The organism is Nocardioides sp. IC4_145 (assembly GCF_011250565.1).
Lineage (GTDB): Bacteria > Actinomycetota > Actinomycetes > Propionibacteriales > Nocardioidaceae > Nocardioides.
Genome location: NZ_JAANMS010000008.1, coordinates 1 through 13,596, shown reverse-complemented (window position 1 = coordinate 13,596; position 13,596 = coordinate 1). Strand labels below are relative to the sequence as shown.

The window sequence follows — 13,596 nt, the reverse complement described above, 5'->3', positions numbered from 1 at the left end:
GGTCAGCCCAGCGCGGAGCGGAGCCGGGACAGGCTCCGGTCGCGGCCGAGGAGCTCCATCGACTCGAACAGCGGCGGGGAGACCCGGCGTCCGGTGATCGCCACGCGCACCGGCCCGAAGGCGTTGCGCGGCTTGAGGCCGAGCTCCTCGACAAGCTTGGCCTGGAGGGCGTCCTGGATCGCCTGGGTCGTCCACTCCGCGAGCGGCTCGACGGCGTCGTACGCCGCCTGGACGACCTCGACACCCTTCTCGTCCAGCGCCTTGGCGGCGTCCGCCTCGTCGCGGGTGAAGTCGGCCTCGTCGACGAAGAGGAAGCCGAGCATGTCGACGGCCTCGGTGAGCTTGTTGATCCGCTCGGCGACCAACGGCATCGCCTTCTCGAGCAGCACGCGGTCGGCCTCGTCGTCCGCGTCGACCACGCCGGCGTCGACCAGGAACGGCAGCACGCGCTCGGTGACCTGCTCGATGCTGAGCAGCCGCATCTGGGCGGTGTTGATCGCCTCGGCCTTCTTCAGGTCGAAGCGCGCCGGGTTGGGGTTGACGTCCGTGATGTCGAACGCCTCGACCATCTCCTCGAGCGTGAACACGTCGCGGTCGGCGGCGATCGCCCACCCCAGCAGCGCGAGGTAGTTGAGCAGGCCCTCGGGCAGGAAGCCCTGCTCGCGGTAGAGCGCCATGTGGGCCTGCGGGTCGCGCTTGGAGAGCTTCTTGTTGCCCTCCCCCATGACGTAGGGCAGGTGGCCGAACGCCGGGGTCTCCGTGGCGACACCGATCGCCTTGAGCCCCTCGAACAGCGCGATCTGACGGGGCGTGCTCGAGAGCAGGTCCTCGCCGCGAAGGACGTGGGTGATCTTCATCGTCGCGTCGTCGACCGGCGCGGTGAGCGTGTAGAGCGGGTCGCCGTTGGCGCGGGCCAGCGCGAAGTCCGGCACGTGCTCGGTCTGGAAGGTGATCTCGCCACGCACGAGGTCGTCGAAGGTGATCTCGCCGTCGGGCATCCGGAACCGGACGACCGGCGTGCGGCCCTCGGCCTCGAACGCCGCCCGCTGCTCCGCGGACAGGTCGCGGCAGAAGCCGTCGTACCCCATCACCTTGGAGCCGCTGGCCTTGCGGCGCTGCTCGACCTCCTCGGTGGTGCAGAAGCAGTCGTAGGTGTAGGACGACTCGCGCAGCCGCGCCAGCACGTCGGCGTAGATGTCGGTGCGCTCGGACTGGCGGTAGGGGCCGTAGGGGCCGCCGACGACGACGCCCTCGTCCCACTCCAGGCCCAGCCACTGCATCAGGTCGATGAGCGAGTCGTAGGACTCCTGGGTGTTGCGCTCCTTGTCGGTGTCCTCGATGCGGAAGACGAAGGTGCCGCCGTGCTTGCGCGCGAACGCCCAGTTGTAGAGCGCGGTGCGGGCCAGGCCGACGTGCGGGCTGCCGGTCGGGGACGGGGCCATCCGGACGCGGACGGGGGTGTTGCTCAACCCGGAGCTGTTCAACGCTGGGCCACCTTGTTCGTGAGAGTGCCGAGGCCGGCGATCGAGACCTCGACCTCGTCGCCCACCTCCATCGGACCGACACCCTCGGGGGTGCCGGTGAGGATGACGTCGCCGGGGAGCAGCGTCATCACGCTCGAGACGTAGGACACGAGCGTCGGGACGTCGAAGATCAGGTCGGCGGTGCTGCCGTCCTGCTTGAGGTCGCCGTTGAGGAAGGTCTGCACGCGGACGCCGTCCGCGAAGTGCTGCGGGTCCAGGTCCGTCTCGACCCAGGGCCCGAGCGGGCAGAAGGAGTCGAAGCCCTTCGCGCGGGTGAACTGCACGTCGCCCTTCTGCAGGTCGCGCGCGGTCACGTCGTTGGCGATCGTGTAGCCGTGGATGACGTCGGTCGCCTGCTCCGGCGGCACGTCGCGGCAGATCCGGCCGATGACCACCGCGAGCTCGCCCTCGAAGTGCAGGTCGCTCGTCTGCGGCGGGTAGAAGATCGGGTCGCCCGGCCCCACCACGCTGGTGTTCGGCTTGAGGAACATCAGCGGCTCGGTGGGCACGTCGTTGCCCATCTCGGCGGCGTGGGCGGCGTAGTTGCGGCCGATGCCGACGACCTTGCTGCGCGGCAGGACCGGCGCGAGCAGGCGGACGTCGGCGAGCTTGTGCTCCTGGTCGAGCAGCTTCATGCCGACGTACAACGGGTCGCCGGCGAGCGCCACGACCACGGCGTCCTCGTCGGGCTGCCCGAACTCGTCCAGCTCGCCGGTCACGACGCCGTACTGGGGGTCCTCGCCGGTGGTGAATCTCGCGATGCGCACGACTCGACACTATCGACCTAGCATCGGGCGCCGTGGAGGTGCTGGAACCGGCCGAGTGGCAGGCGAGAGCCGCGGCACACGCGGCCCGCGTCGACGCCTTCGTCGCGCCGCACCTCGCCCGCCGGGAGTCGCGGGTCAAGCACCCGGTGCACGACTTCCTCTTCACCTACTACTCCCAGCGGCCCGCGCAGCTGCGGCGGTGGCACCCGGGGTTCGGCGTCGGGCTCGTCGACGCGGCTGACCACGCCTCGCTCAAGGGGTACGCCGCCGTGCCGGGCGTGGACGGCGTCGTCGCCGTCGACCCGGCGTACGTCGCGTCGCAGCGGCCGCTGCTCGGCTCGCTGCGTGCGCTGCTCGCCGCCACCTCGGAGCGGCCGGCGAACTTCGGCTGCTTCGGGATGCACGAGTGGGCCATGGTCTACCGACTCGGCGAGGACGAGACCCGGCACGCCGACTGGCCGCTGCGCCTGGGTGCCGAGGGCACCGACGCGGTCGTCGAGTCGCACCGGATCGCCTGCTCGCACTTCGACGCCTACCGCTTCTTCACCGAGCCGGCCCGCCCGCTGAACACCCTGCGCCCGACCAGCGCCGACCGGCCGGCGTTCGAGCAGCCGGCCTGCCTGCACGCCGGCATGGACCTCTACAAGCACGCCTTCCGGCTCACGCCGATGATCTGCTCCGACCTGGTCGCCGACTGCTTCGAGCTCGCCCGCGACATCCGCGGGCTGGACATGCGGGCCGCGCCCTACGACCTCGGCGACCTCGGCTTCGAGCCGGTGCGCGTCGAGACGCCCGAGGGCAAGCAGGAGTACGTCGCCGCCCAGCGCGCCTTCGCCGAGCGCGGCGCTCCCCTGCGTCGCCGGCTCGTCGAGGAGTGCGAGCGGCTGCTCGCCGTCGCCGACGCCGCCGTCCCCGCTGGTCGAGCAGGGAGGCGCGCCAGCGCCGACCGTGTCGAGAGCCGGTGAGGGCGCAGGGCCGTAGGCAGGGTCGCCGGGTTTCGACACGGCTCGCTGGCGCTCGCCTGCTCAACCAGCGAGAGCTCGCCTGCGCGACCAGCGGTGCGGCGGGGTTCCGCGGATGGAGACAAGCGCGCCGGGCTTCACTAGGGTCCGAGGCATGGACATCCTCGCGCGCAACAACGTGACGGTCCGGGGTCCCGAGGGGGCGCAGCCGATGGTCTTCGCGCACGGGTTCGGGTGCGACCAGAGCATGTGGCGGCACGTGGCTCCGGGGTTCGCGGACCGGTACCGGGTGGTGACCTTCGACTTCGTGGGTGGCGGCGGGAGCGACCCGGCGGCGTACGACGCGGACAAGTACGCGTCGCTCGACGGCTACCGGCAGGACGTGCTCGACGTCGTGCGCGCGCTGGACCTGCGCGACGTGGTGCTCGTCGGCCACTCGGTGGCGGCGATGGTCGGGGCGATGGCGACCATCGCGGAGCCGGACCGCTTCGCGTCACTGGTGATGGTGGGGCCGTCCGCGCGGTACATCGACGACGAGGGGTACGTCGGCGGGTTCGCCCGCGAGGACATCGACGAGCTGCTCGAGTCGCTGGCGAGCAACTACCTCGGCTGGTCGGCGGCGATGGCACCGGCGATCGTCGGCAACCCGGACCGTCCCGAGCTGGGGCACGAGCTCACCGAGGCGTTCTGCCGGATGGACCCCGACGTGGCGCGCCGCTTCGCCGAGGCGACGTTCCTCTCCGACAACCGCGAGGACCTGCCGCGGGTGCCGGTGCCGACCCTGGTGCTGCAGTGCCGCGAGGACGTCATCGCACCCATGGAGGTCGGGGAGTACGTCGCCGAGCAGGTGCCCGACAGCACGTTCGTCGCCCTGGAGGCGACCGGGCACTGCCCGCAGCTGAGCTCCCCGGAGCTCACCTCGGACGCCATCGGCGCCTGGCTCGAGGGACGGGTCGCGGCCTGACCACCAGCCCGAACGCCCGCGACGACGCCGAACGGCTGCTCGACCAGGCGCCGTGCGGCTTCCTGACGACCGCGCCCGACGGGACGGTGCTGCGGGTCAACGCGACCTTCCTGAGGTGGACCGCCCGACCCCTCGAGGCGGTGGTCGGCCGCCGGCTGGTCGACCTGCTGACGCCGGGCGGCCGGATCTTCCACGAGACCCACTACGCGCCGATGCTCCGGATGCAGGGATCGGTGCACGAGATCGCGGTCGACCTGCGGTGCGGCGACGGGTCACGGCTCTCGGTGCTGCTCAACGCGACGCTGACCCGTGACGAGCACGGCGCGGAGCGCGAGGTGCTGGTCGCCGTCTTCGACGCGACCGAGCGGCGCCGCTACGAGCAGCAGCTGCTGCGCGCCCACGACGAGGCGCGCGCGGCCGAGGCTCGGGCGATGACCCTGGCCCGGACGCTGCAGCAGACGCTGGTGCCGCCGGTGCCGCCGCGCGTGCGCGGATTGACGCTCGCGGCGACGTACCGCCCCTCCGGCGACGGCAGCCAGGTGGGCGGCGACTTCTACGACGTCTTCCCGACCGGGCCCGACGAGCAGGTCGTGGTCCTCGGCGACGTCTCCGGCAAGGGCGTCGACGCGGCCGTGGTGACCTCGCTGGTCCGCAACACCGTCCGCGCGCTCGCCGTGCTGCACCACCGGCCGTCGTCGCTGCTGGCCGAGCTCAACGACATCGTCGGCTTCCACGAGACCGACCGCTTCTGCACCGTAGTCATCCTGCGGATGCGCCGCGAGCCGGACGGCGCGTGGCGGGTCGTGGTCGCGGCCGGCGGCCACCCGCCGCCGCTGCTGCTGCGGCCCGGGTCCGCACCGGTCGAGGTCGACGTCAACGGCCCGCTGGTGGGCATCCTGAGCGACCAGGAGTACACCGAGACCGAGCTCCGCCTCGCGCCGGGCGAGGTGCTCGTGCTCTACACCGACGGGGTGACCGAGGCCCGGCGCGAGGGCGAGCTGTTCGGCGAGGAGCGTCTGCGCGCGACGGTCGGGCGGCTCGGCGCCGCGGACGTCCCTGGCCTGGTGGACGGCCTGCGCGACGAGGTCGTGACCTACCAGGACGGCGTCACGCACGACGACATCGCGATCGTGGCGGTCTCGGCCGCGCCGGACGACGAGCCGGGGCCGGATCTCGAGACGGGGTGAGTTGCGCACCGAGCACGTATCACTAAGGTGAGCCTTACCTTACTCGGAAGGAAGGCCCGTGCCCCCTGCCCCGCCCGCCGGCGACACCCGGCACCTGTTCCACCCCGACCACCTCGACGACTTCCTGGCCACGATGCGGCTCGGGCTCGACCACCTCGCCGACGCGCTGCGCGCCCAGGCGAAGCAAACCGGCCCCGCCACCGGCGTGCTGCCTGAGCAGGCCGCGAAGGTCGTCGCCGACGTCGACCTCGACCGGCCGCTCGGGGACACCGGCGCCGCGCTGGCGGAGATGAGCCGGGTCTGGCTCGACGACGCGGTGTGGTTCCACGACCCGTCGTACGTCGCCCACCTCAACTGCCCGGTCGTCGTGCCCGCCCTGCTGGCGGAGCTCTTCGTCTCCGCGGTGAACTCCTCGCTCGACACCTTCGACCAGAGCGTCGGCGGCACGTTCGTCGAGCGGCACCTCGTCGACTGGACGGCCGGCCGGATCGGCTTCGGCGCCACCGCCGACGGCGTCTTCACCAGCGGCGGGACGCAGTCGAACCTCCAGGGGCTCCACCTCGCCCGCGACGCCGCGCTCGCGGCCGGTCACCCGGCCACCCACCTGCGGGTGCTCGCCTCGGCGGACGGCCACTTCAGCGTCCAGAAGGCCGCGAAGCTCCTCGGCCTCTCCCCCGACGCCGTCGTCACCGTCGCGGTCGACGAGGACCACCGGATGGACCCGGTGGCGCTGGGCCGTGCGCTCGCCGGCGTGCGCGCGGACGGGCTGGTCCCGATGGCGGTCGTCGCGACCGCCGGCACGACCGACTTCGGCGCGGTCGATCCGCTCCCGGCGGTCGCCGCACTGGCGGAGGCGCACGGCGCGTGGCTGCACGTCGACGCGGCGTACGGCGGCGGCCTGCTCGCCTCGGCCCGGCTGCGGCCCCGGCTGGCCGGCATCGAGCGGGCCGACTCGGTGACGGTGGACTACCACAAGACGTGGTTCCAGCCGGTCTCCTCCAGCGCGCTGCTCGTCCGGGACAGCCGGCACCTGGGGCACGTCACGTGGCACGCGGACTACCTCAACCCGAAGGATGCCGCGCACCCCAACCAGGTCGACAAGAGCCTGCAGACCACCCGCCGGTTCGACGCGCTCAAGCTGTGGCTGACGCTGCGGGTGATGGGTCCGGACGCGATCGGCGACTACGTCGAGGACGTCGTCGACCTCGCGACCGCGGTCGGCGAGCGGCTCGCCGAGCACGCCGAGCTCGAGCTGGCCGCGACCCCGCAGCTCTCGACGGTGGTCTTCCGCTACCGGCCCGCCGGCCTGAGCGAGGACACCGCCGACCTGCTCGCCGGGCGGATCCGCTCGACGCTCTACGAGCGCGGTACCGCGATGGTGGCCGCCACGAAGGTCGGCGGCCGGTGCTGGCTCAAGCTCACCCTGCTCAACCCGATGGCCAGCCTCGACGACGTCCTCGCGGTCACCGACGCCGTCGCCGCGCTCGGCCGCGAGCTGACCGCGGAGGTGGCGGCATGAGCACCCCGCAGGAGCACGTCCACGACGTCGTCGGCATCGGCCTCGGCCCGTTCAACCTCGGCCTCGCTTGCCTCGCCGATCCGGTCGAGGACCTCGACGGCGTCTTCCTCGAGGCCCGCGAGACGCTCGCCTGGCACCCCGGGATGATGCTCGACGACGCGACGCTGCAGGTGCCGTTCCTCGCCGACCTGGTGACGATGGCCGACCCCACGTCGCGCTGGTCGTTCCTCAACTACCTCAAGGAGACCGGCAACCTCTACCCCTTCTACATCCGCGAGTCCTTCTACCCGCTGCGCCGGGAGTACGACGACTACTGCCGGTGGGCCGCCGAGCGGATCGGCTCGGTGCGGTTCGGGCAGGCCGTGACCTCCGTCGAGCACGACGGGGCTGCGTACGTGGTCACCACCGCGCGCGGCGAGGTCTTCCGCGGCCGCAAGGTGGTGCTCGGCACCGGCACGCAGCCGCGGGTGCTCCCCTGCGTCCGCGAGGCGGGCGGGCCGGCGATCCACACCGCCGACTACCTCGCGCACAAGGCCGAGCTGCAGCGGCTGCCGCGGATCACGATCGTCGGCAGCGGGCAGAGCGCCGCGGAGGTCTACCACGACCTGCTGTCGGAGAGCCCCGACCACGACTACGAGCTGGTGTGGCTGACGCGCAGCCCGCGGTTCTTCCCGATGGAGTACACCAAGCTCACCCTCGAGCTGACCTCGCCGGAGTACACGTCGTACTTCCAGGGCCTGCCCGGCGAGACCCGCGAGCGGCTGCTGCGCGAGCAGCGCTCGCTCTACAAGGGGATCAGCGGCGACCTGGTCGACGCGATCTTCGACCTGCACTACCGGCTGCGGGTGCAGGGCGCCGGCCCGCGCACGACCCTGCTGACCAACACGAGCGTGGTCGACGCGGCGTGGGACGGCACGGCGTACGACCTCGGCCTGCACCACGACGAGACCGACGAGGACTTCTCGGTGCGCACCGAGGGGCTGGTGCTGGCGACGGGGTACGCCGCGCAGGTGCCGGCCTTCCTCGACCCCGTCCGTGACCGGCTGCGCCTCGACGACCAGGGTCGGTTCCTCGCGTCGGCGACCTACGCCGTGGACGAGGACGGCACGGAGGTCTACGTCCAGAACGCCGAGGAGCACACGCACGGCTTCGTGGCGCCCGACCTCGGGATGGGCGCCCACCGCAGCTCGGTGATCATCGCGGCGCTGACCGGCCGCGAGGTCTACCCCGTCGAGAAGCGGATCGCGGTGCAGTCCTTCGGCGTGCCCGACCACCTGCGGAGGGTGCCGTCGTGACCGTCTCCCACCTGCTTCGGGTGACCCTCGAGCCGCTCGACCTCGACCGCGACCTCGCCCTGCTGCACGCGTGGGTCACCCACCCCCGCTCGGCCTTCTGGCTGATGCAGGGGGCGAGCGCGGCCGAGGTCGCGAGCGAGTACGCCGCCATCGCCGCCGCCCCCCACCACGCGGCGTGGCTGGGGCGGGTCGGCGGGGAGCCGGCGTTCCTGGCCGAGACCTACGACCCCGCGCTGTCCGCGCACTCGCCGATCCGCGACCTGCCCGACCTGCGGCCCGGTGACCTCGGGATGCACGTGCTCGTCGCGCCGCCGGCCGGCGAGCCTGTTCCCGGCTTCACCCGCCGGGTCTTCGGCGCGGTGCTCGACCACTGCTTCGCCGACCCGGCCGTGCGGCGGGTCGTCGTCGAGCCCGACGCCCGCAACGGCGCGATCCGCGCGATGAACACCGCCTTCGGGTTCCGCGAGGTCCGCACCGTCTCCCTGACCACCCCCGTCGCGAAGGAGGCCGTCCTGTCCGTCCTCGACCGCCCCGCTGACCTGTCCGCCGGCCCGCCCCCTGACCTGCCCGCTGCGAGCCACCTGACCCCCGGCCACCTCGCCCGCGCACAGCGCCACCTGGTGACCAAGGCGCTCTCGGAGCTCTCGCACGAGCGGCTGCTCTCGCCGGTGCCGCTCGGCTCGGCGGGCGACCGCTGGGAGCTGGTCTCCCCCGACGGGCGGACGCGCTACACCTTCCGCGCGCAGCGGCTCGCCCTCGAGCACTGGGCCGTCGACCCGGCCAGCGTGGAGCGGACGCTCGACGGCGAGCCGGCGCCGCTGGACGTGCAGGAGCTGGTCGTCGAGCTGGCGCCGCTGCTGGGGATCCCCGACGGGTTGCTGCCGACGTACCTCGAGGAGCTCGCGGCCACCCTCGCCTCGGCGGCGTGGAAGCTCGAGCACTCCGCCCTCGGCGTGGACGACCTGCTGGCTGCGCTCGAGGGTCCCGCTGCGGCGGGCTACCAGGCGCTCGAGTCCGCGATGACCGAGGGCCACCCGGGGTTCCTGGCCAACAACGGGAGGATCGGCTTCGGGGTCGACGACCACGCGGCGTACTCCCCCGAGGCCGGCGCGCCCGTCCGCCTCGTGTGGGTCGCTGCCCGGCGCGACCACACCCGGCTGTCGCTGGCCGCCGACCTCACCGAGCAGCAGCTGTGGGAGAGCGAGCTCGACGAGAAGACGCGGGTCGGCTTCGAGAAGCGGCTGCGTGACCTCGGGCTGGACCCGGGCGACTACCTCTACCTGCCCGTGCACCCCTGGCAGTGGCGGCGCAAGGTCGCGGTGACGTTCGCGCCGGACGTCGCGCGGCGCGACCTGGTGCTCCTCGGCGACGGCCCGGACGACTACCAGGCGCAGCAGTCGATCCGGACGTTCTTCAACACCAGCCGGCCCGAGCGGCACTACGTGAAGACGGCGCTGGCGGTGCAGAACATGGGGTTCCTGCGCGGGCTGTCGCCGGCATACATGGGTCCGACGCCGGCGATCAACGACTGGGTCGCGGGCCTGGTGGACGGCGACGAGGAGCTGCGCGCGTGCGGCTTCTCGGTGCTCCGCGAGCGCGCCGCCATCGGCTACACCGGCGACGCCTACCACCGGCTCGCCGAGCGGGCCGGCGTGCGGTCGCCGTACCAGAAGATGCTCGCCGCCCTGTGGCGCGAGAGCCCGCTGCCGCGGCTCGGCGAGGACGAGCGGCTGGTCACCATGGCCGCGCTGCTGCACCGCGACGGTGACGGCCGGGCATTCGTCTCCGCGCTCGTCGACCGGTCCGGGCTGCCCGCTCGGGCATGGGTGCGCCGCTGGCTGGACGCCTACGTCCGCCCGGTCGCGCACTGCCTGGTCGCGCACGAGCTCGCGTTCATGCCGCACGGCGAGAACCTCGTGCTCGTGCTGCGCGACGCCGCCGTCGACCGCGTGCTGATGAAGGACGTCGGCGAGGAGGTCGCCGTCATGGACGACCAGCCGCTGCCGCCCGAGGTCGAGCGGATCCGCGCCGACGTGCCGCAGGACGTGCGCGCGCTGGCGCTGCACACCGACGTGTTCGACGGGGTGCTGCGGCACGTCGCGGCGATCCTGCACCTCGACGGGGTGCTCGACGAGGCGGCGTTCTGGGCGGAGGTGCGCGACTGCCTGGTGCGCCACCGCGACGACCACCCCGAGCTGGCTGCGCGGCACGCGGCGTACGACCTGCTGCGTGGGGAGTTCCGCCACAGCTGCCTCAACCGGCTCCAGCTGCGCAACACCCTGCAGATGGTCGACATCACCGACCAGGCGGAGTCGCTGATGTACGCCGGGACGCTGGCCAACCCCGTCGCGCAGACCGGTCCCGCGGGGGTGGTTGACTCCGGCGCGTGACGTGGCCGGGGCACAGCGTGCTGCAGGTGCCGGTCCCGCCGCTCGAGCCGTTCGTGCGGGGCCGGCACGCGCACTACGACCCGGCGTGGGTCTCGGCCGACCCGTCGTTCGTGCACGCGCACGTGACCGCGCTCGGCCCGTGGCTCGCCGAGCCGTCGCCGGCCGACCTGGCCTCGGTCGCGGAGGTCGCGGCGTCCGTCGAGCCGTTCGACTTCGTGCTCGAGCGGCTGGCGACGTTCGCGAGCGGGATCGTGCACCTCGTGCCCGAGCCGGAGGCGCCGTTCCGGACGCTGACCGAGCGGCTGGCGGAGGCGTTCCCGCAGTGCCCGCCGTACGCCGGGGAGTTCGCGCCGGTCCCCCACCTCACCCTGGACCTGCGCTCGCCGGACGTCTCGGAGGAGTCGACGCGCGCGCTGCTCGGCGACGTGGTGCCGGCGCGGTGCCGGGCGGATGCGCTGGACCTGTCCTGGTACGAGGCGGACGGATGCCGGCTCCTGCAGCGCTGGCCGCTCGGGACCAGGGGCTAGGAGTCAGGACCGGTGGGCCGCGGCCCGCGCCCTGATCCCGTCGACGACCAGGCCGACGCCGACCTCGAGGTCGGAGCGCTCGCGCGGCTCGTCGTCGATGGCGCCCGCACTGCCGGCCTGCAGGTGGGTCTGCTCGTCGGTGGTGTGGCCGAAGACGAGGTGCAGCAGCGTGCGCGTCGCGGCGCGGACGAGGTCGGCGGGTGCGCCCGACCCGGCGACCGCCTCCGCGAGCGCCCGCTCGGGCGCCTCGGCGCCGAGACCGAAGGCGTGCACGGTCGCGACGACCTCCGCGCCGTCGCGGTAGGCGAGCATCGCGTCGCGCAGCTCGAGGCAGCGCGCCAGCACGCGGTCCTCCCACGGACCGGTCGGCGCGGGCCGGGCGCCGCGGGCGAGCAGCTCGTCGGCGACGGCGGCCAGGAGCAGCTGCTTGCTCGGGAAGTGGTGGTAGAGCGCGCTGGGCTGGACGCCGAGCTCCTTGCCCAGCCGCCGCATGGTCAGGTCGCCGAGCCCGTAGGTGTCGAGCACCCGCAGGGCCTGGTCGACGACGTCGGCGCGGTGGTTGCGCACGTCACTGCCTCCTCCCCGTTGACCTCCGGACGACAGCGACCCTAACCTGAACGCCGTTCACCTGACCAGCGTTCAGGTCGCCCCGTCTGCGAAGGACCCCCGATGACCATGACCGACTCGACCGCTCCCGTCGACGCCCCGCGACGCCGGCTCACGACGACCGACCTCGCGCTCGTCGCCGCCTTCGCCGCGCTCATCGCCGCGTGCGCGCTCGTCGGCGGCGTACCCGTCGGCGGCGCCGCGGTCGAGATCACCCTCCAGACCTTCGGCATCCTGCTCGCCGGGTGCGTGCTCGGGCCGACCCGCGGGTTCCTCGCCGTGCTTCTCTACCTCGGCCTCGGCGCGATCGGGCTCCCGGTCTTCTCCGGCCGCGAGGGCGGGCTCGGGACGTTCACGGGGCCGACGCTCGGCTACCTGTGGTCGTTCCCGCTCGTGGCGGGGCTCGCCGGGCTCCTGGTCAGCCGGGTCGCCGGCCGGGCGCGGAAGTCGCGGGCGTTCTGGGTGTTCTGGTGCGCCGTCCCGGGCGTCGTGGTCAACCACCTGCTCGGGATCGTCGGCATGAAGTACTGGTACGACGTCCCGTGGACGGTCGCCTGGGGCTACGACGCGCCGTTCTGGGCCGGCGACGTCCTCAAGGCTGCCCTGGTCGCGCTGGTCGCCGCCGAGGTGCACCGGGCGTTCCCGCAGCTGCTGCACCGCCGATGAGTCGTGGCTGAGTCGCCGGTGCGGATCGAGCTCGACGCCGCCTCGGTCGTCGTCCCCACCGCCGAGGGCGAGCGTGTCGTGCTCGCCCCGACCACGCTGACGCTCACCGAGCAGCGGATCGGCGTCGTCGGCGCGAACGGCTCCGGCAAGTCCACGCTCGCGCGGCTGCTCAACGGCCTCGTCACGCCGACGTCCGGGCGGGTGCTGGTCGACGGGCTCGACGTGGCGCGTGCCGGCGGCGCCGTACGTCGTCGGGTGGGGTTCTGCTTCACCGACCCGTCCGCGCAGCTGGTGATGCCGACCTGCGTGGAGGACGTCGAGCTGTCGCTGCGGCGGTCCGTGAGGGACGCCCGGTCGCGGCGGACGCGGGCGTTGGAGGTGCTCGCCGAGCACGGACTGGCGGACCACGCCGACACCTCGGTGCACGCGCTCTCGGGCGGGCAGAAGCAGCTGCTCGCGCTCGCCGGCGTGCTCGCCACCGCGCCGGACGTGCTGGTCGCCGACGAGCCGACCACCCTGCTCGACCTCGCCAACTCCCGGCGCGTCGGCGACCTGCTGCTCTCGCTCCCCCAGCAGCTCGTGCTCGTCACCCACGACCTCGACCTGGCCCGGCGCTGCGACCGGGTGCTGGTCGTGCTGGACGGGGCCGTGGCGTACGACGGCGAACCCGACGCCGCCGTCGACCGCTACGTCGCCGCGGTGACCGGCCCGTGAGCCAGCTGCTCCTCGTCGGCACCTACCGTCCCGGGCGGACGGTCCTGCACCGGCTGCCGGTCGGGCCGAAGGTCGCGCTCCTCGCCGCGTTCAGCCTGGTCGTCGTGCTGGTCCGGTCGTTGCCGGCCTCGGGCGCCTGCCTGGCGCTGGTCCTCGTCACCGCGGTCGTCGCGCGGGTGCCGCTGGGGGCTGTGCTCCGTGCGTTGCACGGCCTCGCGGTGCTGCTGCTCGTCGTCTCGGCCGTGCAGTGGTGGGTCAACGGCCTCGCCCGCGCCGCCGAGACCACCCTCGACCTGGTCGCCCTCGCCGTCGCCGCGCTCGTCCTCACGACCACCACGCCGGTCAACGCCCTGCTCGACGCCCTCGTCCGCTGGCTCCGCCCGCTGCGCCGGCTCAGCGTCGACCCCGAACGGGTCGCGCTCGCCTTCTCCCTCGCCATCGCCGCCCTCCCCGCCACCCTCGCCCTCGCCCTGGAG

At 73.3% G+C, this 13,596-nt stretch carries 13 protein-coding genes; 10 read left to right on the top strand and 3 right to left on the bottom strand.

Annotation, left to right across the window (positions count from 1 at the left end; translation table 11 throughout):
- Positions 1–2: 2 nt before the first annotated feature.
- Both gltX and G6553_RS05650 read right to left on the bottom strand, forming a co-directional pair.
- Positions 3–1,442: a glutamate--tRNA ligase gene (gene gltX, locus G6553_RS05655; protein WP_242680051.1), complete on the bottom strand. Its 1,440-nt coding sequence runs from the start codon at positions 1,440–1,442 to the stop codon at positions 3–5.
- A 38-nt stretch (positions 1,443–1,480) separates the two neighbouring features.
- Complete coding sequence (locus G6553_RS05650; protein WP_166189969.1) at positions 1,481–2,290, bottom strand: fumarylacetoacetate hydrolase family protein; 810 nt, start codon at positions 2,288–2,290, stop codon at positions 1,481–1,483.
- A 32-nt stretch (positions 2,291–2,322) separates the two neighbouring features.
- Between G6553_RS05650 and G6553_RS05645 the strand changes: the two genes are divergently transcribed.
- From G6553_RS05645 to G6553_RS05620, 7 genes are all read left to right on the top strand, one after another.
- On the top strand, positions 2,323–3,255 hold the full coding sequence (locus tag G6553_RS05645) for a 3-methyladenine DNA glycosylase (RefSeq protein WP_166189967.1): 933 nt from the start codon (positions 2,323–2,325) through the stop codon (positions 3,253–3,255).
- 151 nt (positions 3,256–3,406) lie between these two features.
- Positions 3,407–4,216 carry an alpha/beta hydrolase gene (locus G6553_RS20970; protein WP_242680037.1) on the top strand — a complete coding sequence of 270 codons (810 nt, stop codon included), beginning with the start codon at positions 3,407–3,409 and terminating at the stop codon, positions 4,214–4,216.
- Entirely contained in the window at positions 4,141–5,403 is a 1,263-nt protein-coding gene (locus tag G6553_RS05640; protein ID WP_347565536.1) for a SpoIIE family protein phosphatase, read from the top strand. The genes G6553_RS20970 and G6553_RS05640 overlap by 76 nt, the downstream gene beginning before the upstream one ends.
- A gap of 58 nt (positions 5,404–5,461) precedes the next feature.
- Complete coding sequence (locus G6553_RS05635; RefSeq protein ID WP_347565527.1) at positions 5,462–6,922, top strand: aspartate aminotransferase family protein; 1,461 nt, start codon at positions 5,462–5,464, stop codon at positions 6,920–6,922.
- Positions 6,919–8,217 carry a SidA/IucD/PvdA family monooxygenase gene (locus tag G6553_RS05630; RefSeq protein WP_166189964.1) on the top strand — a complete coding sequence of 433 codons (1,299 nt, stop codon included), beginning with the start codon at positions 6,919–6,921 and terminating at the stop codon, positions 8,215–8,217. The genes G6553_RS05635 and G6553_RS05630 overlap by 4 nt, the downstream gene beginning before the upstream one ends.
- Positions 8,214–10,607, top strand: a complete 2,394-nt coding sequence (locus tag G6553_RS05625; protein WP_207619410.1) for a GNAT family N-acetyltransferase — start codon at positions 8,214–8,216, stop codon at positions 10,605–10,607. The genes G6553_RS05630 and G6553_RS05625 overlap by 4 nt, the downstream gene beginning before the upstream one ends.
- On the top strand, positions 10,604–11,134 hold the full coding sequence (locus G6553_RS05620; RefSeq protein ID WP_166189962.1) for a 2'-5' RNA ligase family protein: 531 nt from the start codon (positions 10,604–10,606) through the stop codon (positions 11,132–11,134). Before G6553_RS05625 ends, G6553_RS05620 begins: the two co-directional genes overlap by 4 nt.
- A gap of 3 nt (positions 11,135–11,137) precedes the next feature.
- On the opposite strand, the gene G6553_RS05615 is transcribed toward G6553_RS05620, so the two are convergent.
- Positions 11,138–11,701: a TetR family transcriptional regulator gene (locus G6553_RS05615; protein WP_166189960.1), complete on the bottom strand. Its 564-nt coding sequence runs from the start codon at positions 11,699–11,701 to the stop codon at positions 11,138–11,140.
- A 102-nt stretch (positions 11,702–11,803) separates the two neighbouring features.
- Here G6553_RS05615 and G6553_RS05610 point away from each other — a divergent pair, with 102 nt between their 5' ends.
- The 3 genes from G6553_RS05610 to G6553_RS05600 all read left to right on the top strand — a co-directional run.
- On the top strand, positions 11,804–12,406 hold the full coding sequence (locus tag G6553_RS05610; RefSeq protein WP_207619409.1) for a biotin transporter BioY: 603 nt from the start codon (positions 11,804–11,806) through the stop codon (positions 12,404–12,406).
- A gap of 3 nt (positions 12,407–12,409) precedes the next feature.
- Positions 12,410–13,120, top strand: coding sequence for an ABC transporter ATP-binding protein (locus G6553_RS05605; protein ID WP_347565526.1), 711 nt, complete (start codon positions 12,410–12,412; stop codon positions 13,118–13,120).
- The coding region (locus G6553_RS05600) for a CbiQ family ECF transporter T component (RefSeq protein ID WP_166189958.1) at positions 13,117–13,596 on the top strand (480 nt) is incomplete at its 3' end. The genes G6553_RS05605 and G6553_RS05600, both read left to right, overlap by 4 nt.

Coding starts and splice junctions, on each gene's coding strand:
- gltX (WP_242680051.1), bottom strand. CDS start 1,442: ATGGCCCCGTCCCCGACCGGCAGCCCGCACGTCGGCCTGGCCCGCACC.
- G6553_RS20970 (WP_242680037.1), top strand. CDS start 3,407: ATGGACATCCTCGCGCGCAACAACGTGACGGTCCGGGGTCCCGAGGGG.
- G6553_RS05630 (WP_166189964.1), top strand. CDS start 6,919: ATGAGCACCCCGCAGGAGCACGTCCACGACGTCGTCGGCATCGGCCTC.
- G6553_RS05610 (WP_207619409.1), top strand. CDS start 11,804: ATGACCATGACCGACTCGACCGCTCCCGTCGACGCCCCGCGACGCCGG.